We start from the raw sequence: 21,826 nt of genomic DNA, 5'->3' as shown, positions 1-21,826 counted from the left end.
GGCTTCATTTCTGATTCAATTTCTCAACAATAAATCCAAAACCAGCCTTATTTAACTCATTGTAATAATTGAGTTACCTGTCATTTACATTCAATCGAAACATTTAGAAACATTTACTCTTCTCTTTGAGTTAAATCAGAGAAGCATGGGTTATATGAGCCTACATTAGCTACAGGCGACTAAATTTCAGTCGAAATTATCGCGATAGTTTATTAAGGAACGACCACCATGCATGAAGCCCTGTGCAGTACTCTTCAGTTAGAGAAAGCAATCTCCGCCTGTATTCAGGCTGCGCCGGAGACATTCCCTATTGATGGCATTTTTCTTAACTACTACCGTGACGATATCCAAAGTATTCAGTTTTTGGCTCTGGCTACCCGCAACCGCAGTCGGGTAAAGCTGAATGTGCTATCTATTCCGATTCATGTCCTGTCACGATTTATTGTTAGCGATAACTTCACCACCACCATTCTTAACCGGCTGGCTGACGATCCGCTGACTGATTACGTGATTAAACATCACTTTCGTAAAGTGAAATCCGCTATTGTGATGCGCCTGAAGGTGGATGATATTCGGTTAGGTGCCGTGGTCTTTTTTAGCTATAAGAGTAATGCTTTTCAACCTGAACATGCCGATTTGGTGGAGTCACTTCGCGGATCGTTTTCTTTATTAGCGTCACGCGCGCTATCACAGTTGAAATTGATTAGTGAGCAAAAACCTCACACACAATATTCTCATCTGCCCTCATCCGGCAGTAGGGGAAAGCTGCCTGAAGGGTTTATTTCCACGCAAAACAGCCCTATGGCCGCACTGTTTAGTCGGCTTCCCTCTATCGCCAAAAGCCAACAGGCTATTATGATTTATGGTGAAAAAGGTACCGGTAAGTCCATGTTAGCGCATCACCTCCACCAACAATCCGCCGGTGTACAGTCTCAATTAGCAGCACTGTATGCCGAAACTCTGACGCTATTTATTTCCACGCCAGATCAAGGCACAAGAGTAATAACGTTAACCGAATCCATGCTGACAGATAACACCCTGTTTGAATATGCGGATGGTGGAACGTTACTGATAGAAAATATCGAATGTTTGCCAGAGGCAATATGCAGCCAGCTAATTAAAAACATCCAGATTTATAAAGAGAAAGGTAATAGCACCCGAATTTTGATTACTCAAACCCAACTTAAACCGGTACATACCGATCCCGGTAATTTATTAAGGTGTATTCGCTATTATAATTTGTTCTGCCTGAGCGTTACTCTGCTTCCTTTAAGACAACGCCGCGAAGATATTCCGGAATTAGTAACACACTATTTATTAAAACTGGGAAAAAGCCGTCAGCACAAGTTACCGTTGCTCTCTACCCGCTTTCAACAATCATTATTAAACTATGACTGGCCGGGAAATATTTCAGAGTTAATTGCCCGTCTGGAAAAGGCCATTATCTCTTCCGGAGCCAATGTTTTAGATATTAAACCGGGAGAATATGACAAAAATTATCCGGATATCAGACAGCCTATTCTCCCTCTTAACGAAATCGTCAAAAGGCATATTATTGAAACGCTGAAACAAACCAACGGGAAAATATCCGGTGAAGGCGGTGCAGCAGAAATACTTAAAATCAACAGTAATACGTTGTATAGCAAAATGAAAAAGCTGGGTATTACTAAGGATATATTTAGTCAGGAAACCCAAAACAGAAACTGAATCAGGCTTTATCTCCCAGACTATTGAAACTTAATAAACCCTCAAGCTCCTGCTCTGCTTCTTCAAACAGATTATACAATGGGACAAAATCCATCGACTGACGGTCAAAATGGGTAAACACAATTTGAACCGGTAATCGAATACCTGCGGTTAATGCGTCCCATAATGCATCTAAATTATTACCAAACCAGTCTGGTAACAGGAATATATCGGCGAACTGTAAATAAAAGTCCGGCATTGAACGAATATCAGCAAAATCAAAAACGACGCTTCTCATTAGCTTTTTACCTCCATGAATCGTTTATAATGGTCGCGTGAAACATATATCAGACCATCATTTGAATACAGTAATCTGTCTGCTCCCCGATGTCCGCAGCGATAATTAATATCCGCCTCATACCAGACTCTTCCGGATGCTTCAGGCAGCCCCCCTTCCCGATTAGAGAAGCGATCGCCACCGATAGCCTTACCCGGTAGAACAGAACAAAGATTACCATCGCGAGCATCCCAGCCTTGCGAACGGGCCTTACTCTTAGTGATGTAATAATCCGGCAAACGCTTATTCTGACGAACATATGCCGCCACCACATCTTGCCGGGTAAGCTTATCAATTCCCTGGGTTGATATATCCGCAGGGGATGGCTTACCTTTATTACCATCAACAGTTTGTGATGAGTTCTCTGCTGAGCGAGGCTCGATTGAAGAGTGCTTTGTACTATTTATTTTATTGAAAGCAACGCCAACAATAATCAGTAATGCACAAAATATCAGTATCCCTATGGTATTTCTCTTCATGCTCTCTCAGTTACGAATTACGATAACTCACCCTATATTAATATTTAGCTTATATCAGCCTTTTTACCAATATGTATTATTTCACACTCTCAACGAATAAGATGTCACAGTGTGTATCCAAAGAATACATTGAATAAAAATATTCGATCTCGATTAATTAGTCAGCTTATTTTCGCTTTCTTTACATTTATTGAGAAATTTTAACTCTGCTACGATAACAAAGGTAATCACAACCAGTAATCCCCATGAGCTAATTTTGCCTAAATGTACTATCTGCCATGAGGTTACCTGATTAGGATATTGCCAGCCGCCAAACAGAGTAACAATATTCTCTGCAATCCAAATAAAGAATCCTATCAACAAGAACGCTAACGGTAGTGGTATCCAGAACTCACGCGCCATCGGTTTAAAATGTACTTTGGTATACCAAAATACCGCAATCAAAATTAAGGTGAGCGGCCAGCGATAGTCACCAATAAAATGGTGAGTAAAGAAGTTAAGATAGATAGCTGCCGCCAGAATTATTACTGCAAGATGAGATGGATACCCTGTCAGGCGTACTGACAAGTGACGCCATGCCTGTAACATATAGCTACCTACCGCTGCATACATAAACCCACTGTACAGCGGTACACCAAATACCTTGCTGTAGGCAAATTCAGGGTAGCTCCATGAACCAATTCCCGGAGCCGTTTTAAAGATCTCCAACACCAGCCCCAACAGGTGAAACAGTGAGATGGCAATCAGCTCTTTTTTAGTTTCCAGCCCGCTGTATACCAGCGCAAACTGAACCACCAGCGCAACAATCAACACAAAGTCATAGCGTGGTAATCCACCCAGTGGAAGAAATTTAGATAGTGCCAGCGTGATAAAAAATGAAACGGCGAAAATACAGCTTACCGCCTCTTTGACGCCAAAGCTCCAAAACTCCAGTAACGGCAAAGGCAAAGTGCGCATCCATCCCTGTATATACCAGGGACGCGCATAACCCATTACCGATGACGAAGAGTAAGTATCTATTGCTGACATGGCCGAAATCTCACTAAAGTTAGAATAGTCAGCAATATAATCAGGCTATGTGTGAAGTGAGTGAAGGGAATGTGAAGTGGGGAAAATAATTGTTTTATCCTCTGGCCCTCTCATCAAGCATAAGAAGACCAGAGGATTAGATTAGATCTTACCGAGATAGTCGCGTTTACCTACCGGCACACCATTGTGGCGTAAAATGTTATATGCCGTAGCGATATGGAAGTAGATATTCGGCAGAGCATGCTGTAATAAGAAGACTTCAGCCGGAAGGGCATTTTCATACCACGGCAGTTTGATATCACGCTTCTCACAATCGGCAAAATTGCTCTCTTTTAACGAGGCAATGAAGTCGACCGTTTTCTTGATACGTTCCTTCAACTGCTCAAATGATGTTTCGGTATCGGCAAAGCTCGGTGGTTCGATACCGGCCAAACGAGCAGCACAACCTTTAGTCATATCACTAACCAGCTGAACCTGACGCGACAAAGGAAACATATCCGGCGCTAAACGGTCATTGAACAATACCGACTCATCAATTTTGCGCTCTGCACAAAATATCATCGCCATATCGATTAGATGATCAAGATTATTTAGAACACGGATGGTACTTTGCGTAGCTAACTGGTAGTAGGAAATACTCATTTTAATACCCCGTCGAAAGATGACATGAATGTTGTCGAACTCAGGAGGACAATATCCCTGATTAGCGGCATGAAATAAGATCGGGTAATAAATAAACCGTTACCCGACCTGTTTTTATTAGGAACCTTAGGCCGTTCCGCCCACGGTTAAATTATCCAGCTTCAGCGTTGGCTGTCCGACACCGACGGGGACACTTTGCCCCTCTTTACCACACACACCAACCCCTTTATCCAGCGCCAGATCGTTACCTACCATCGAGATCTGCTGCATTGCCTCAATGCCTGAGCCAATCAGCGTTGCCCCTTTCACCGCTTTACCAATTCGACCATTCTCGATCAAATAGGCTTCGGAAGTAGAAAACACAAACTTGCCTGAAGTAATATCCACCTGACCACCACCAAAATTAGGGGCGTACAGGCCATATTCTACGCTGGCAATAATCTCTTCCCGGCTGGATTTACCCGCCAACATATAAGTGTTGGTCATCCGCGGCATTGGCAGGCTGGCATAAGATTCACGGCGTCCGTTACCCGTTGGCGCTAACCCCATCAGTCGGGCATTTAGCTTATCTTGCATATAGCCTTTGAGAATACCGTTTTCAATCAGCACGTTGTACTGCCCCGGAACCCCTTCGTCATCAATAGACAAAGAACCGCGACGTCCCATCATGGTACCGTCATCAACCACGGTACAGAGTTCTGATGCGACCAGTTCTCCCATGCGGCCACTGAAGACTGATGAACCTTTACGGTTGAAGTCACCTTCAAGGCCATGACCAACGGCTTCATGCAACAATACGCCAGGCCAGCCAGCGCCCAGAACCACAGGCATCGCGCCCGCAGGAGCAGCAATAGCAGAAAGATTCACCAGCGCCATTCTTACTGCTTCCTGAGCAAAGACTTCTGCACGAACACCCATTTCGGTCGGCTCAAGGAAATATTCATAACCGACACGACCACCGCCGCCGCTGGAACCACGCTCACGCTTACCATTCTCTTCCACCAGCACGCTGACAGACAAGCGGACTAAAGGCCGAATATCCGCAGCCAAAGTACCATCCGTTGCGGCAACCAGTACCATTTCGTACACGCCACTCAGACTGGCATTGACTTCCTGTACCCGCTTATCTGCAGCTCTGGCCACTTTATCGACCCGATACAGCAATTCAATTTTGGCTTCGCGAGACAGGCTTTGCAGCGGATCAATGGCCGGATAGAGTGAAGAGTAAGGCACCGAACCCAACACATGACTTTTACCGTTTCCTTTATCACTGACAATAGACCGAGCCGCATGAGCACTTTGCGTCAGGGCATTTAATGTAATCTGATCCGCATAGGCAAAACCGGTCTTTTCTCCGCTGATTGCCCGAACCCCAACACCCTGATCGATATTGTAGGAACCATCTTTAATAATACCGTCTTCAATTACCCAGGATTCATGGTAGCTGGATTGAAAATAGAGGTCGGCATAATCCAGACGCCGTTCAGACAATTGCCCCAGAACGTTAAACAGATCCTGATGGCTTAATTTATTCGCAGCCAATAGCTGCTCACTGACCAGCGTCAGATTCATAATGGTTATTCACTCTTATTTAGTGGATTTTTCAGCACCGGCTGAAATCTATTGTGTTTAACGACAGGCATTTGCTCACGCAGTTTCTGCATGCCGGAAGTATCTACATGTACCTTGATGCCTTCAACCGCATCCGCATTAATGCCAACCACGCTTCCCCATGGATCAATGGCCATCGTATGGCCCCAGGTGCGACGGGTTGAACCATGGCGCCCAACCTGAGCCGGAGCCAGAATCCAGCACTGGTTTTCAATCGCGCGGGCGCGCAGCAGAATTTCCCAGTGCGCTTCCCCCGTTACGCGGGTAAAGGCCGCCGGAATAGAGATCAGTTCAGCACCTTGCTCTCTCAACGCCTGATACAAGCCAGGAAAACGTAAATCATAACAAATAGTCATCCCCAGTCGGCCAACTGGCGTATCAACCACCGTTAAATGCTGGCCATAGGCATAAGCATCCGACTCACGGTAATGGTTGTGTCCGTCGGCAACATCAGCATCAAACATATGCATTTTGTCATAACGGGCTTTGATTTCACCCTTGTCATCAAACAACAGGCTACTGGCGGTTAAACGATCCGGATCTTCACGGCTGATAAGCGGCATTGAACCTACTAAAATCCATACGCCATAGCGTATTGCCATTTCCCTGATAGCATCCTGAAGTGGCCCGGTTCCTTCTGTTTCGGAATATTTATAATAGGTTTGAGTATCAGCAAACAGTAACGCATTCTCCGGCGTCATAACCAACTTCACATGGGGCTTCAACTGCTTAATTTGTTGCTCAATTTGCGCCAGATTGGCACGCACATTATCCCCACTACAGAGTTGTAACAGAGCTACGTTAGCACTTCTCATTAATCGCCTTCTCCCTTCGGTTGACGCAATACTTCGTTCACATTTGGATTATCGAAACTACCATCAATTTTATAACGAATCAGTGAAATCTTATTCCACAAAGGAGCAAGAACCTGACTCACCGTAAATACTGCGGCGCCTGCGATAGGGTTTACCACAAACGCGGTTGCTACGCCTACCGTAGCCGAAATTTCAGGTGCGACTACAGCATTAAGATTGAGGCGTTGTTTGGCTAAATCAATAGAGCCATCAACAGCAATGTCCGCAGATAAGCCATCAATCAAAGTATCACTGGTAGTTGCAACGCCTTTAGCCAGTTTGAGACTTCCACTGATAGTATCAAAGTAAAAACCATTACCAAACGTATCGCTAAAATCAAACTGCAGTTTACGTATTAATGCGTTAAAGCTTAACAGCCTCAGGATTTGTCCGGCATGGCCTCCGCCGGCGTTATCAACCATCCCTTTACCCAATTTGGTAACGACCTGACCATCAAGAGTATCTACCTGAGGTGACCAGGGATCTCCCTGCCACGCCAGACTGAAATTCACATCAAAAGGCGCATCTTTAAGCGGAGTATAAACACCAAAATAATCCATACTGCGATCAATTTGTTGTCCGGATAATTTGCCATCGACCCGAGTGGCAGCCCCCGCCGCTGAACGCAACCAGTCACCACTGAATGTTAATCGGGTATTACCGGTGTCAATCACCCCATTACTCAGGCTTAAACTTTCGGGACGGAATTTTACATCAGCCTCAACAATCCCCAGACGTTGCCCCATTCCCCAGCACTCTTTACAGCGGATCATGAGAGAGGGTAGACGACCGAAATTGATAGAAGAGAGTGAGGACTTACCTGTTTTCCCTTTACTATTGCTCGTGCTGCCCAACAGGCTCTCTTTTTTAGGATTGAAATACAGATAATCAATATCTGCTCGCCACGGCTGGTTATTGTTAATACTGAGTCGGGCATCGATCTCTTTGCCTTTGATCCCTACCGCTGTGTTAGCAGAACGGTTATCCACCTCAACGGCAACATCACGCCAGAACTGTCCGGCCAGTTCAACCTGTGGAGAACGGAAAATCCAACGCGGCGGCATGGCAAACTTTCCTGTTTTTCCAGTGGTATCTGCCGCACTCAGCGAACCAAGTACTGCCATAAGCTTTTCACCATCTAGCGCCGGTAGTTGCATATCGAGGCGTTCATCGGAAGAGAGAACCGGTATTTTTTGGCTATTCATCTGCCAGGCAAGGCGTGTTAACCGGGTTTGATCCTTAGTGAATGCCCACTGGCTATTGATTGCCTGATTACCCGCAATGGTTCCATCCATATTAAAGCCTTTCAGGTCACCGCTGGCTTTCAGTTTGATCGGCAGCGCAGACCCCGCTGACTTATTTAGCGGAGCCGGTAAGCGACTGCTCACACCTTTCAGATCGCCGGTAAACAGCACATCATATTTAGCGCTGCCTTTTGGTGGCAACGTGATAGCAACGTCGCTCTTCCAGCCAGCACTCCCCGAGACTTCTGAAGCGATCTCTTTTGGTAACCACGGTAACTTAGCCACCGACCAGTTACCGGTTATGCCAACCTTAACGCCATAATCTTTGGCATTTTGTTTGGTAGAAAAATTCAAACCTACCGGTTGATTAAACCACTGGGCAGTTAATGGTTTACTGATGAGATCACCATTATCAAAACTAAAGGTTCCGCTGACATTTTCCATCGTGGAATCAATCGGCTTAATATGCAGGCTATTACCTTTCAGGGTGATATCCCCTTTAGCAATCGCATCTTTACCATCAAGGGGGATATCCAGCTGTAAGCGCCCGCTAACATTACCCTGAACTTCAACCTCTTCCAACGCCGCACCTACAGATGACTTCAACGGTGAACCATTCATATAGTCACGAACATCAATGCCATCACCATCCACATCCGCGGTAATCTCTAGTTGATGTTTAGCGTAGTCGGCAATAATGGCTTCAATGTTACGCCCATTCACCTTTCCCAGCTTCGCCGTTGGCGCATTCATCCATAATCCCGCATTGATAAAATCCAAATCTATGGTCATATCAGTCAGCGGTTTCCAGTCAGGCTGAAACTTGAAAGTGGTTTCAGTTAATGGCGCATAGACTTCAAACAGACCATCTTTTTCAGGATAAGGAAACTGATGAGGATCGCCGGAAAAAATCAAAGTCGCGTTATCCGCCTTACCGGCAATAATGGCTGAAGAGAGGTAATCGACTAAATCTTTGCCCATGAGCGGCTCAGGGAAGTAACGCCAGGCATCGCCGGCATCATATACCCGAATCCCCGCCAGAATGCTTAACCAGGGAGCGCCACCTTCGGGCTGAGTATAATCAAACCCACCATTGACCCATAAAGATTTAGCCTGAACATCGATATGGTCGCTCCATAAACGAAATTCATTCTGGTCATTCAACCAGTTTAATGTGGCATTAGCCTTGCTAACTTCCAGAGGAGCTCGGAATACGCTGCTGTATGGCAGCGTGCTGTTATTCAATGCAACACTCATGGTTCCTTCGCGGGTACTCCCGGCGATAGTTCCCTGAGTGTGATTACTACCCGGAATTAATTCCCACGGTTGCCAGCTGGCGTCCTGCCATTTCGCCTGAAAATGAAGGTTTTCTGGCTGCTTTAATGGAATATCCAACGCCAGAAGCGGCAAGTTGCCATGAGGATCCATCTTAAACCAGATATCCAGTGCATCCGGTGTCAGGAAACTAAAAATAGGCAACAACGGATTGATATGGTCAAGGCTCAGGTTTTCTGCACGAATGCGCAGCATCTCCTCCCACTTATCGCCGTTAGAAGCGATGCCATCAGGTTGCCAGAACAGACTGACACGGCCATCCGGCCAGACGACGCCATCGGTTTTCAAATTGAGCGAAGGTACATCTAATCGCCAGCCTTTCTCCTGTCGGGCCAGATGTACTGACAATTGGTTAACGTCTAACTGGTGCATGTTTTCATCGTTATGCCAGTTAGCTCTACCCTGACTCAGTAATACATCGCCGCCGTCAATAACCCCTTTCTTAATATAAAGCCAGGAAGCCAGGCTAAACTGAGCGTTATCAAATCCGGAATTCGATTTAAACCAGTGGCTGAGCCACGGCAGCATATTGACATCATTAGCCTGAAGATAGACGGTGCCATTATCTAACAGCCCTTCTTCATCTCGGAGATCGAGGCGAACCTCTAATAAACCGTGTGGGCCATTCTCTGTCGAAACGTGAACCTGCCCTTCAGCACGGTGGCGGTTACGGCTGTTTAACCAGGTTAATCGCGGGAGCTCAACCGTAACCCGATCGCCAGATAAGGCCAGAAAAGAGAGTTTGCTGTCGCGTAAAATGAAATGGTCGAACTGTTTTAAAAAGATATTTTCCAGCGTGGTTAAATCAGAAGACTCCTGAGTCTCATCCGACTGCCCCACCATATAATCAAGATCGCCTTTCACCTGATAAAAGGTCAAATCTCTGAATTGAAAACGAAAATGCAGCAAAGACTCCCAAACATCGAGGGCAATAGTGACCCGGGAGATATCAATTTTTCCGGCGGAGGTTTCTAATGAGATACTGCGTAAATCAAGCGCGGGACCAAACATTTCCCATTTACCTTCCATCTGCTCCACTTGAGCAGGAATGCCGGTAAATCGGTTAACGGTATCCAGAATGGGTTGTCGATATTCATTAATTCGGGGCAAGGCAAAGCGCAAACCACCGACAACCAGCGTAAGCAGCACTAATAGCAGTATCACTATTTTAAACAGCATGCGGCTCGTTCGCCTCATCCTTCCTCCTCTGGCTACTACACGGGTTTAATGTCTCATCTGCCCACTACATCATCACCACGTCAAACTGTTCCCTGTTATAAAGTGGTTCTATTTGAATTTTAACCTGTTTTCCAACAAAGAGCTCAACTTCTGCTAAAGAGTATGACTCTTCGCTCTTTAATGCATCCCCAACCGCCGGGGAAGCATAAACCAGAAAGCGATCCGCATCGTAAGCGTGGTGCACACGTACAATTTCCCGCAGGATTTCATAACAGACCGTTTCCACCGTTTTCACTCGACCGCGGCCGCGACAGCTTGGACATTCACCGCATAAAACATGCTCCAGGCTTTCACGAGTGCGCTTGCGGGTCATCTCAACCAGCCCTAACGCAGAAAATTCATTTACGCTGGTCTTCACTCGATCTTTTGACAATGCCTGTTCAAGAGAATTCAGTACCCGGCGGCGATGGTCTTCACTGGTCATATCAATAAAATCAATAATAATGATACCGCCTAAATTACGCAGTCGCAGCTGGCGGGCTATCGCCTGAGTCGCTTCAATATTGGTATTAAAGATAGTTTCATCCAGATTACGATGACCAACAAATGCACCGGTATTAATATCGATGGTGGTCATGGCTTCTGTCTGGTCAATAATCAGATAGCCGCCAGACTTTAACTCTACTTTTCGATCCAATGCTCGCTGAATTTCGTTTTCAACATCGTACAAATCAAAAATTGGCTGCTTGCCGGTATAACGCTCCAGTTTAGAGGTCATCTGCGGCATAAATTCTGCGGTAAATTCCACCAGAGAATCATAAGTCAGGCGGGAATCCACTCTGATACGATCCAGTGATTCGCCAACAAAATCACGCAACACGCGCTGGGTTAGCGCCAGCTCACCGTACAGCATATTTTTAGTGCCGCCACGGCTTTTACGCTCAATCACTTTACCCCATAAGCGTTTAAGAAAAGCGGCGTCCTGAGCCAGTTCCTCATTACCCACACCTTCTGCTGCGGTGCGGATAATAAAGCCCCCCATCTCATCGCAGTATTCCGCCACAATTTGCTTTAAGCGTTCACGCTCTTCTTCACTGTCAATACGTTGAGAAACGCCGACGTGAGCAGCGCCTGGCATAAATACCAGATAGCGGGAAGGTAGCGTGATATCAGTAGTCAAACGGGCACCTTTAGTTCCCAGTGGATCTTTTACCACCTGAACCACCAAATCCTGCCCCTGACGCACCAACTCAGTAATGTCACGTACGTGAAACTGCTTTTGTTCATTATCAGCAATGCACTCTGTGTGCGGCATAATATCTGATGCATGAAGAAAAGCAGCTTTATCCAAACCAATATCAATAAAAGCCGCCTGCATTCCTGGCAATACCCGGCTGACTCGACCTTTATAAATATTACCTACAATACCGCGTTTGGACTCCCGATCGATGTGAATTTCCTGCAGGATACCGCCATCAATAAAAGCAACTCGCGTTTCAGAAGGGGTAACGTTAACTAACAGTTCCGCCGTCATTATTATTCCTTATTTTATACGCCCAGCCTGAGCTACCAAAAAGGCATCCAGAAGCTCACGGGTTTCAACCAAAGGTAAACCGACAACGGCATGATAGCTACCATGAATTGTCCTGACAAAAGTGCCACCAAACCCCTGAATACCATAAGCACCGGCCTTATCCATCGGTTCGCCGCTGGCAATATAAGCGGTAATATCCTGCTCACTCAACTGACGAAAAATAACGTCTGTGCTAACAGAATAACACATCACATCCTGTTGATTAGCAAATGCAATCGCCGTAATGACTAAATGCTGACGGCCCGACAACATTTGCAACATGCGGGTGGCATCTTCGGCATCTTTTGGCTTTTCCAGAACCCGGTCGTCCAACACCACAATAGTGTCAGCACCTAAAACCGGATAATCCTTTTCTGCCACCAGAACGCCAGCCTGTGCTTTGCTTTTTGCTAAGCGACAAACATAGTCTAATGGCTTTTCCCCTTGCAGTTGGCACTCTTCAACTTCGGTGTTTAAGCGTTCAAAGGGGATCTGCAACAATGTTAACAGTTCACGACGGCGGGGAGAGGCAGAAGCCAGATAAATAGGCTGCATATAAAATCTCATCGGACAGCAAAGCGTCGACGCACTTTACGCATTAATAAAAATAGCCACGGCCATAACAAACCGTTAATTGCGCTGTTCCACAAAATCTCCGGGCGAAATGTCACATTGTGCACCAAAAACTCAGCCCAAAAGACAATCACACTCATGACTAAAGAGAGTAATACCACAATCAGTGCCTGCTGCCACAGCGCCATGTTACGCAATAATTGGCTGCGGAACGCTACCACATAGGCAATGATGCCCAGCGCTAATCCTCTGACACCAAGTGTGGCTCCCAGCGTTAAATCCCAGACTAAGCCAAGAATAAAAGCCGTTCCAACGTTAATCCGGTGTGGTAAAGCCATCACCCAATACACCAAAATCAACATCACCCATGAAGGACGGAACTGATGAAATTCCTCTGGCCAGGGCATGGTTTGTAACACCATGGCCAGCAAAAAGGTGATCCAGACAATCAGACGACCAGAGCTATTATAACTGCTCATCACTGACTCCGATTAGCTGGTGCAGCTGTTGGCTGTTGTACCGGTTGTCCTGGCGCGGGTTGTCTTAGTGGCGTTGGCGGTTGAGTGGCACCGGGTACCGCTGAAGACGGTGTTGAATTTGCTGGCGGTACTGGCGGTGTGGTATCCGGAGGCAGTACCTGAGGCATCATCTGGCGCAGGCGCTCTTTTGCAATACGTCGTACTTCTTCTGAAGGCAAAGGCTGAAGCCCATCACGATCGTTCGGCCACAGCAACAATAAATAGCGTAAGCGCTGTAGCGCTACGGTTGGATGTGCCTGAATCACGGTATTAGCCCGTTGATCGTCAATAGTCACAGAAGAAACAACGGCGACCGGATAACCTTCAGGGAATCGCCCCCCCAGGCCGGACGTTACCAAAACGTCACCTACGCGAATATCAGTATCCCGCGGTAAATATTCCAGCTGTAAATCTTCCGTACAGCCAGTTCCTACCGCAATAACACGAATGTCATTACGCAAAACCTGAATAGGCAAAGAGTGAGAGGTATCGCAGATTAATAGAACCCGACTGGTATTACGGGCAACGGCAACCACCTGCCCAACAACACCTTTATCGTTGATAACCGGTTGGCCTTCATATACGCCGTCCTGAAACCCTTTATCAATAACTACCTGGTAGCTATAAGGATCAGACTCCGTTGAAAGCACCTGAGTAATCATTTTATGTTCATCGCCGCGCAGCGGTGAACCCAGTAACTCGCGTAATCGGTTATTTTCTTGTCTGAGTTGCCCCAATAGCTGAATATCACTGTTTCTCAGCAATAATTCATTACGCAGCAATTCATTTTCTTTCTGTAGATCTTCACGAGAAGTGAAGGTGTTAGAAACACCATCCAAAATGTCACGAGGTCCGTTTGCCACAAAAAAGAATGGGCTAACGGCGGTGTCCAGATAACTACGTACTTTTGAAAAAATACTTAACCGACTATCGACAACAATCAGGACGATAGCAAAGATAACGGCCAGAAAAAGACGTAACTGCAGGGATGGCCCCCTGCTAAAAATAGGCTTCATAAATTGCATTATCCTTGTCGACAAGAAGGGGCGCGACCCCTTCTGGCAGGGACAACTTAATTTCTATCTGTGCTTACACTACAGTGACGTTCTGCAAGTCAGAACCGGGCGGCATTATAATAATGTTCCCGGTAACCGGTTGCTTCTTATAGAACAATCACTGTCAGAGAAAGAGAACAAAAATGAAATTAGTCCTCGCTGAATAAATCACCGCCGTGCATATCGATCATTTCTAACGCTTTACCACCACCGCGGGCAACGCAAGTCAGAGGATCATCGCCCACAACGACAGGGATACCCGTTTCTTCCATCAGCAAGCGATCTAAATTACGTAACAGTGCACCACCACCGGTCAGAACCATTCCGCGCTCGGAAATATCAGAAGCCAGCTCCGGAGGACATTGCTCTAATGCCACCATTACTGCACTCACGATACCCGCCAGAGGTTCTTGCAGGGCTTCAAGGATTTCATTTGAGTTTAATGTAAATCCGCGCGGCACACCTTCTGCCAGATTACGACCACGGACTTCAATTTCACGAACTTCATCACCAGGATAAGCCGATCCAATTTCATGTTTAATGCGTTCGGCAGTCGCTTCACCGATCAGTGAGCCATAATTACGACGCACATAGTTGATGATAGCTTCATCAAAACGGTCACCGCCAATACGCACAGAAGAAGAATAAACCACACCATTCAGGGAAATAACGGCAACTTCGGTAGTACCACCACCGATATCCACGACCATGGAACCTGTTGCTTCAGAGACTGGCAAACCAGCACCGATGGCAGCAGCCATTGGTTCTTCAATCAGGAATACTTCACGGGCACCAGCGCCCTGAGCAGATTCACGAATTGCACGGCGTTCAACCTGAGTAGCGCCTACCGGCACACACACCAACACGCGCGGACTTGGGCGCAGAATGCTGTTGCTATGAACCTGACGAATAAAGTGTTGTAGCATCTTCTCGGTTACGAAGAAATCTGCAATTACACCGTCTTTCATTGGACGGATTGCAGAGATATATCCAGGAGTACGACCTAACATCTGCTTAGCCTCATGGCCTACAGCAGCAACGCTCTTTTGCGAGCCAACTCGATCCTGACGAATGGCAACCACAGAAGGTTCATTCAATACGATTCCTTGTCCTTTTACATAGATCAGGGTATTTGCGGTACCGAGGTCAATGGACAGGTCATTAGAAAACATGCCACGAAATTTCTTAAACATTCTAGAAAGTAATCCTGAAAGCTGAGGCGGTATATTAATCCGCCTACTTTACCAACCACGAAGGACGGCTACAAGGCACAAAAAAGCGTTCATTTAATGAACGCATCCAACGTGAGCTCAATACGCATGTTGGGCTCAACCTCAACCAAACACACGCCACATAAACTTTTCCACTTGATTTAATGATTTACACGTATTGTTGATACAGGCAAACGGAAACCAATAAGTAGGGAACGCTATTCTACGTGAAAATCATCAATATTTCAGAGTTAATAATGACGATTTTTACCACTATTTTTCTCTTTAGGAGGTGGAATCAACACCGGCGAGGCAAAAAACTCACCCTGACCACCGCCAATCCCACGGGAACACAGGGTTTCCCATTCGAGATGAGTTCTTACACTCGCAGCCATCACCACCACATTTGTTCCTTCGCAGGCGCAGATAAGGCTATCAACAAATAGTTGATTCTCGGGACGTCGATCGATATTACGCACCAACCCCGGATGAAGTTTGATCACTTCAATAGGCATGGTCTTAATATAAATAGTGCTGACTACCGTCAATCCCGCCTGAACAATGCCTAAACGACATCCCAGAAGATGCAGTAATCGAATCACCGGACGTAAACGATCGCTATATTGACAAACATCTGCCTCTGCAAGTTCAAATATTATTCGCTTACGATACGATTTTTCTTTTTCCAACAGATTATCCCGCAACCACACCTGAAAAGAGTGTTTAAGCAGAGAGTCGACCGTTACCGATACGGCGATAGTGTCATTGGGCCAGCGATCGAGCAAAGGCAGTGTTTTACTCAATACTAAACGGTCAAAGCGTTCGGTCAGGCCAAACTGCTGTATCAACGGCATAAATTCTGCGGGCTGTAATTCATCATTACCATCATGGATGCGAAGCAGTATCTCCCGATGATTCAATTCACCTTTCACCGTTACCGCAGGCTTGTAATAAATATCCGGCCCACCTTTATCCAGCATCTGTTCTAACAAAGTCCGCCAACGAACGCTGCCTCTGGCGGTACTGGTTACCTGACTGTCATAGATAAACCAACCGTTACCACCCTGTAATACTGCGGTACGAGCAGCCTGCTCAGCATTATCCATAATCTGTTCCGGTGTCTGCCCAACGTGGTAAAGACAAATACCTATATGAATCAGTGACTCTTTTTCAATGCCGGATGATAGCGGTAGCATATCCACCGCATTCACCAATTGCGCGGCAATCGCGTCAGCTTCTTTCAATGAGCGGTGAGGTAACATTACGCTGAAATCATTGTCGAAATAACGCGCCAGTAATGCCGCAGGATGGCGCATAATAAAGGTCGATAACATATTCACCAGTGTATACAGCAAATCGTCAATCACCTGTTTGCCATGCTCGCTCGCCATCAACTCCAACTCAGGCAAGCGAATCATCATTACGACACCATGGGCATTTGGTTCTTCAAGCTGGGTAGCCAATTGATTATCAAAAAACAGACGATTATTCAGTCCGGTTTGCGCATCCTGAGCGGCGAACGATCGAATCAGCTTATCTACCCTGACCCGTTCGTTACTCATATTACTCAGCTCAGACAACAGTCGGTTAATCGCAGCACTGGTATTCACGGGCCATTCATGTTCATCAGAGACTTCAGCGCCCTCTCTTTCTCCGGCTAAAATTCGTTGGGAACGCTCCTCCAACAGTAATAATCCTTTGAATTGCTGTTTAAGCCAGTGAATCCACCAAAACATAACTAAACCAATAAAAACAATGACCGTGATAATGGCTAGCAGAATCGGTAATGAAAAGAGTGTGCTGAGAATGGGATTAACATAGAGGATCTGCATGCGATAACCGGGATGTTGAGGTAATTCCAGATCGGTCTCGCTAAGGGTGTGAAATCTTTCCCAAAAACCGGGACGATTATCACTGCTATGGGTATAAATGATTTTATCTTTTTCGTCTTTAATCACCAGATGGTGCACGCCTGTGGCGTACATCACCACCGGAAGCCAACGGTCATAAACGCCTGGAGATTGATAAATCAATGCCTGATCTACCGTTGTAGTAAGCGCATACCAATGCTTCTCCATCTTTTCCTCACCAACAAAATAGACACTTAACATACTGGTCATCAGTGCCAAAATCATAGTAAGAAAAACTAATAAAGAAATAAAAATAGATAATCTGGCGGTAAATCTCATTCCCATAGTAAATTATTCTAATTTGCTGGAAAGCAATACAAAATTTGCAGAACAAATGCTCTACATCGCAACTTAACTGACTGACATTCTAGCAGACTTTATCAAAACACGAGACTTAACGTCATATTTTAATAAGATTTAAACACTCTTTTATCTACAAAAAGTGATAGCCATTTTCTATACATATAGCAATATAGCTAATAATGGCTTTTTTTTATTTCGATCATCATAGCAAAAGCCCACACCTTACCGATTGCCCCCTGCGCAACAAAAGAGAATAATAACGGCAATGGCTAAGTTGCTCTGAATGATATGACCCTTATTTCATTCACCTCCCTTCACTTTCGAATAAGAGTAAACACAATGATTAAAGCTCTGGTTCTTGAACAACAAGATGGACAAACACTGGCATCAGTAAAGGGTGTCACCTCCGAACAGCTGCCTGAAGGCAATGTTACCGTTGATATCAACTGGTCCAGCATCAACTATAAAGACGCATTGGCGATTACCGGTAAAGGAAAAATTATTCGTAATTTTCCAATGGTGCCCGGCATCGATTTCGCCGGTACCGTTCATAGCAGTGACGACCCACGCTTTTCACCAGGACAAAATGTCATACTCACTGGTTGGGGTGTCGGTGAGACTCATTGGGGCGGCTTAGCGGAACGCGCTCGCGTTAACGCTGACTGGCTGGTTCCTATGCCTGAAGGGTTGGATCAGCGCAAAGCAATGATCATTGGTACCGCAGGTCTGACCGCCATGCTGTGTGTCATGGCATTAGAAGAAGGTGGTGTTTTACCTGAGAGCGGTGAAGTATTGGTTACCGGAGCCAGTGGTGGCGTAGGAAGTACTGCCGTTGCCCTGCTGCATAAGCTGGGCTATCAGGTGTCCGCTGTCAGTGGGCGCTTACATAATGCGGAATATCTGTTATCTCTCGGTGCGAAGTATGTACTGGAAAGAGAGAGTTTTAGTGAAGCCGCTAAGCCACTGGAAAAACAGCGCTGGGCAGGTGCCGTAGATGTTGCCGGTGGCGATCTGCTGGCTAAAGTTATCGCACAAATGAATTATAACGGAACCGTTGCTGCCTGTGGTCTGGCAGGTGGGTACCAACTCCCCACTACCGTAATGCCATTTATTCTGCGTAATGTGCGTTTACAGGGTGTGGATTCCGTCATGATATCGACAGAGCGTCGAATTGAGGCATGGAAACGTCTGGCAGAGTTACTACCAGAAAACTTCTACCAGTTAGCCACCAGCGAAATCACACTGAAAGATGTACCTGCAACGGCAGAGAACTTATTATCAGGCAAAGTTACCGGCCGGGTACTGGTAAGTATCGCCTGATTTTTCGCTTTAAATAATACCCCACCGGTCTCTGGGTGGGGTAAATCAAACCATCATCTTTCTCCCTCGATAAGAATATTCCCATCCTAATTTCTGGAAAAACAGGACGATTGGGACAATGATTTGTCTAATCATCCGTAATATTGTCTGTTAACAGAGTATCTATCATGGTCAGAAAAACACACTTAACTGAAAACGCCGTAACACCTGAGCACCTGTTTTATCAACGCCGCAAAATTTTGCAGGCGTTAGGCATCAGTGCTGCTGCATTAGCGCTTCCTCTTCACGCTCAGGCTGAACTGCTCTCATGGTTAACCGGTGGAAACAAACCTAAAACTCCGGCAGGCAAAACACTGGTATTTACCCCATCCGCTAACTACCACCCCAACCTGCCTTTGACACCAGAAGAAAAAGTCACCGGATACAATAATTTTTATGAATTTGGTCTGGATAAAGCCGATCCGGCCGCTAATGCCGGAACGCTAAAAACTGAAGGATGGAAAATTCGTATCAGCGGTGAAGTGGCCAAACCGATAACGCTGGATATGGACGACATCCTTAAACGTTTTCCTCTGGAAGAGCGTATTTATCGCCTGCGCTGTGTGGAAGCCTGGTCAATGGTGATTCCATGGCTCGGTTTTGAACTAAACAAACTACTCAAACTGGCAGAACCAACCAGCAAAGCGCGCTATGTGGCCTTTCAGACTCTTTACGATCCGGAAAGTATGCCGGGACAAAAAAGCCGCTATATTGGTGGGGGGCTTGACTATCCCTATGTTGAAGGTTTGCGTATGGATGAAGCCATGCATCCCCTTACACTATTAACTGTCGGGGTATACGGCAAAACATTGCCAAATCAGAATGGTGCTCCCGTTCGACTGATTGTCCCCTGGAAATATGGTTTTAAGAGTATTAAATCCATCGTGGAGATCAAACTGGTGGAACAGCAGCCACCTACCACCTGGAATTTAGGTGCGCCAGATGAGTATGGATTTTACGCCAACGTGAATCCTCAGGTGGATCACCCCCGCTGGTCTCAGGCTACGGAACGCGTTATTGGTAGTAGCGGACTGTTGGATGTAAAACGTCAGCCCACACTCTTGTTCAACGGATATGGCGATCAGGTTGCTTCACTTTATCAAGGGTTAGATTTACGGAGCCACTTTTAGTGAAAATCAGGTCAGAAAACATTAAATGGCTAAAACTGATATTACATCTGTTGGCGTTTATTCCGCTGCTGTGGTTGCTACTCTCCATTAATCAGGGGTGGCTCAGTGCTGATGCAGCAAAAGATATTCAACATTACACCGGCAGAATGGCACTCAAGCTATTGCTGGCAACCCTGTTAGTAACCCCTTTGGCCAAAATGCTTCATCAGCCCATACTGATTCGCTGCCGACGACTGCTTGGGTTATGGTGTTTTGCATGGGCAACCTTACATTTGATTTGCTACAGCGTTTTAGAGCTGGGTTTAGATATCTCTCTGCTATTACAAGAGCTGATTAAACGTAACTACCTTATTCTGGGTATTATCAGTTGGTTAATATTATTGATAATGGCTCTGACTTCAACACAGAACTTCCAGCGAAAATTAGGCTCTAACTGGCAAACTATCCATAACTTTATCTATGTGGTAGCAATACTGGCACCAATACACGCCCTGTTATCCACTAAAGTGCTCTCGCTGGAGCTGGTGATCTATGCCGGAATCTCGCTATTCTTGTTGGCATATCGCTATAAAAAGCTGAGAAAGTGGTGGGAAAAGTACCAAAGAGGCAAATAATTTTGACCCGAGAAGGCTTCTCTGCCAAGGCTTTGCCTGATACCGCCTAAACTATCTTCGCTGATAAGACCAGTAAACAGCTGCTAATTTCGGCGAAATAGTTATAATGGCGCACTTTAATTTGATCCGTTCATACAATTTCACAAGAAGAAGAGTGACAATTGGCTGACATCGAGTTATTTTTACCGATTATTGTTTGATTGCCGGAGATGTCAGCACAATGACGAAGAAAGCGCACATTTTGCTGTTAAATGGCCCTAATCTGAATCTGTTAGGGACGCGTGAGCCTGATAAATATGGACATACGACCCTGACTGACATCGTGACCAAATTAGAGAGTGAAGCTCTGCGCTCAGGCGTAGCGTTTTCTCATCTGCAATCAAATGCCGAGTACGAGATTATTGATGCGATTCATCAAGCTCGTGGCTCAGTTGATTTTATTCTGATTAATCCGGCAGCGTTTACCCATACCAGCGTAGCCATTCGGGATGCGTTGCTGGCCGTCAATATTCCATTTATTGAAATCCACCTGTCTAACGTCCATGCTCGTGAGCCATTCAGACACCACTCTTATCTTTCTGATATTGCAGTGGGTGTGATTTGTGGCCTCGGTGCCGACGGTTATGACTTTGCTCTGCAAGCTGCCCTGCGCCGTTTGCAATAACTTTTTATTCCACGTAACAAGAGAATACGGAATCACACCTATGGATATTCGTAAAATTAAAAAACTGATCGAACTGGTTGAAGAGTCTGGCATCAATGAGCTGGAAATCTCTGAAGGCGAAGAGTCAGTACGTATCAGCCGCGGCCCTGTTGCTGGTAGTTATGCTATGCCAATGCAGCAATATGCCCTGCCTCAGGCACCAGCTGCTCAGCCAGCACCTGTTGCTGCTGCGCCAGCTGAAGCCGCTGCACCAGCGGCTATCAGTGGCCACATCGTTCGCTCGCCAATGGTTGGTACTTTCTACCGTACACCGAGCCCGGACGCAAAAGCGTTTATTGAAGTGGGTCAAACCGTTTCTGTTGGCGATACCTTATGTATCGTTGAAGCGATGAAAATGATGAACCAAATTGAAGCTGATAAATCAGGCGTGGTAAAAGCGATCCTGTTAGAAAGCGGGCAGCCGGTAGAATTTGACGAGCCGCTTGTCATCATTGAATAACGAGGCGAGCTATGTCTAAAA

General features: G+C 46.0%; 19 protein-coding genes. 6 read left to right on the top strand and 13 right to left on the bottom strand.

All coding sequences use genetic code 11. The features are described 5' to 3' along the window. The first annotated feature begins 228 nt into the window (after positions 1-228). Positions 229-1,707: a sigma-54-dependent Fis family transcriptional regulator gene (locus I2494_RS15910; RefSeq protein ID WP_218467845.1), complete on the top strand. Its 1,479-nt coding sequence runs from the start codon at positions 229-231 to the stop codon at positions 1,705-1,707. 1 nt (position 1,708) lies between these two features. Here the strand turns inward: I2494_RS15910 and I2494_RS15905 are convergent, their stop codons facing one another. The 13 genes from I2494_RS15905 to csrD all read right to left on the bottom strand — a co-directional run bounded on the left by I2494_RS15905 (position 1,709) and on the right by csrD (position 17,515). Further along, positions 1,709-1,984 (bottom strand): barstar family protein, encoded by a 276-nt coding sequence (locus tag I2494_RS15905; protein WP_218467844.1) that lies wholly within the window; start codon positions 1,982-1,984, stop codon positions 1,709-1,711. Beyond that, positions 1,984-2,502: a ribonuclease domain-containing protein gene (locus I2494_RS15900; RefSeq protein WP_218467843.1), complete on the bottom strand. Its 519-nt coding sequence runs from the start codon at positions 2,500-2,502 to the stop codon at positions 1,984-1,986. The genes I2494_RS15905 and I2494_RS15900 overlap by 1 nt, the downstream gene beginning before the upstream one ends. A 153-nt stretch (positions 2,503-2,655) precedes the next feature. Continuing rightward, entirely contained in the window at positions 2,656-3,531 is an 876-nt protein-coding gene (locus I2494_RS15895; protein WP_218467842.1) for a DUF817 domain-containing protein, read from the bottom strand. Between the two features lie 141 nt (positions 3,532-3,672). After that, entirely contained in the window at positions 3,673-4,173 is a 501-nt protein-coding gene (locus I2494_RS15890) for a DUF1993 domain-containing protein (RefSeq protein ID WP_218467841.1), read from the bottom strand. Between the two features lie 126 nt (positions 4,174-4,299). Then, the gene (gene tldD, locus I2494_RS15885; RefSeq protein WP_218467840.1) at positions 4,300-5,745 is read right to left on the bottom strand and encodes a metalloprotease TldD; all 1,446 of its coding nucleotides are present in this window, start codon (positions 5,743-5,745) and stop codon (positions 4,300-4,302) included. 5 nt (positions 5,746-5,750) lie between these two features. Further along, complete coding sequence (gene nit1 / locus I2494_RS15880) at positions 5,751-6,599, bottom strand: deaminated glutathione amidase (RefSeq protein WP_140920199.1); 849 nt, start codon at positions 6,597-6,599, stop codon at positions 5,751-5,753. Continuing rightward, the gene (gene yhdP, locus I2494_RS15875; RefSeq protein ID WP_218467839.1) at positions 6,599-10,414 is read right to left on the bottom strand and encodes an AsmA2 domain-containing protein YhdP; all 3,816 of its coding nucleotides are present in this window, start codon (positions 10,412-10,414) and stop codon (positions 6,599-6,601) included. The genes nit1 and yhdP overlap by 1 nt, the downstream gene beginning before the upstream one ends. A 46-nt stretch (positions 10,415-10,460) precedes the next feature. Then, positions 10,461-11,930 (bottom strand): ribonuclease G, encoded by a 1,470-nt coding sequence (rng, locus tag I2494_RS15870; RefSeq protein WP_218467838.1) that lies wholly within the window; start codon positions 11,928-11,930, stop codon positions 10,461-10,463. Positions 11,931-11,939: 9 nt separating this feature from the next. After that, on the bottom strand, positions 11,940-12,524 hold the full coding sequence (locus I2494_RS15865) for a Maf family protein (protein ID WP_218467837.1): 585 nt from the start codon (positions 12,522-12,524) through the stop codon (positions 11,940-11,942). Positions 12,525-12,532: 8 nt separating this feature from the next. After that, positions 12,533-13,021, bottom strand: a complete 489-nt coding sequence (mreD, locus tag I2494_RS15860) for a rod shape-determining protein MreD (RefSeq protein WP_218467836.1) — start codon at positions 13,019-13,021, stop codon at positions 12,533-12,535. Then, complete coding sequence (mreC, locus tag I2494_RS15855) at positions 13,021-14,076, bottom strand: rod shape-determining protein MreC (RefSeq protein ID WP_218467835.1); 1,056 nt, start codon at positions 14,074-14,076, stop codon at positions 13,021-13,023. Before mreC ends, mreD begins: the two co-directional genes overlap by 1 nt. A 188-nt stretch (positions 14,077-14,264) precedes the next feature. Continuing rightward, on the bottom strand, positions 14,265-15,308 hold the full coding sequence (mreB, locus tag I2494_RS15850; protein WP_108900499.1) for a rod shape-determining protein MreB: 1,044 nt from the start codon (positions 15,306-15,308) through the stop codon (positions 14,265-14,267). A 269-nt stretch (positions 15,309-15,577) separates the two neighbouring features. Continuing rightward, positions 15,578-17,515 (bottom strand): RNase E specificity factor CsrD, encoded by a 1,938-nt coding sequence (gene csrD / locus I2494_RS15845; protein WP_218467937.1) that lies wholly within the window; start codon positions 17,513-17,515, stop codon positions 15,578-15,580. Positions 17,516-17,881: 366 nt separating this feature from the next. On the opposite strand from csrD, the gene acuI reads away from it, so the two are divergent. From acuI to accB, 5 genes are all read left to right on the top strand, one after another. Further along, on the top strand, positions 17,882-18,859 hold the full coding sequence (gene acuI / locus I2494_RS15840; protein WP_218467936.1) for an acrylyl-CoA reductase (NADPH): 978 nt from the start codon (positions 17,882-17,884) through the stop codon (positions 18,857-18,859). Between the two features lie 167 nt (positions 18,860-19,026). Next, positions 19,027-20,028 carry a protein-methionine-sulfoxide reductase catalytic subunit MsrP gene (msrP, locus tag I2494_RS15835; RefSeq protein WP_218467834.1) on the top strand — a complete coding sequence of 334 codons (1,002 nt, stop codon included), beginning with the start codon at positions 19,027-19,029 and terminating at the stop codon, positions 20,026-20,028. Beyond that, positions 20,028-20,642, top strand: a complete 615-nt coding sequence (msrQ, locus tag I2494_RS15830; RefSeq protein ID WP_218467833.1) for a protein-methionine-sulfoxide reductase heme-binding subunit MsrQ — start codon at positions 20,028-20,030, stop codon at positions 20,640-20,642. The genes msrP and msrQ overlap by 1 nt, the downstream gene beginning before the upstream one ends. 220 nt (positions 20,643-20,862) lie before the next feature. Next, on the top strand, positions 20,863-21,306 hold the full coding sequence (gene aroQ, locus I2494_RS15825; RefSeq protein WP_218467832.1) for a type II 3-dehydroquinate dehydratase: 444 nt from the start codon (positions 20,863-20,865) through the stop codon (positions 21,304-21,306). A 40-nt stretch (positions 21,307-21,346) separates the two neighbouring features. Beyond that, a complete protein-coding gene (accB, locus tag I2494_RS15820; RefSeq protein ID WP_130592770.1) occupies positions 21,347-21,805 on the top strand; it encodes an acetyl-CoA carboxylase biotin carboxyl carrier protein in 459 nt (152 codons plus the stop codon). Positions 21,806-21,826 lie beyond the last annotated feature (21 nt).

The sequence above is a fragment of the Limnobaculum allomyrinae genome (assembly GCF_016649425.1).
GTDB classification, from domain to species: Bacteria; Pseudomonadota; Gammaproteobacteria; order Enterobacterales; family Enterobacteriaceae; genus Limnobaculum; species Limnobaculum allomyrinae.
Note: the sequence above shows the minus strand (reverse complement) of the source record. Positions and strands in the feature narration are given on the sequence as shown.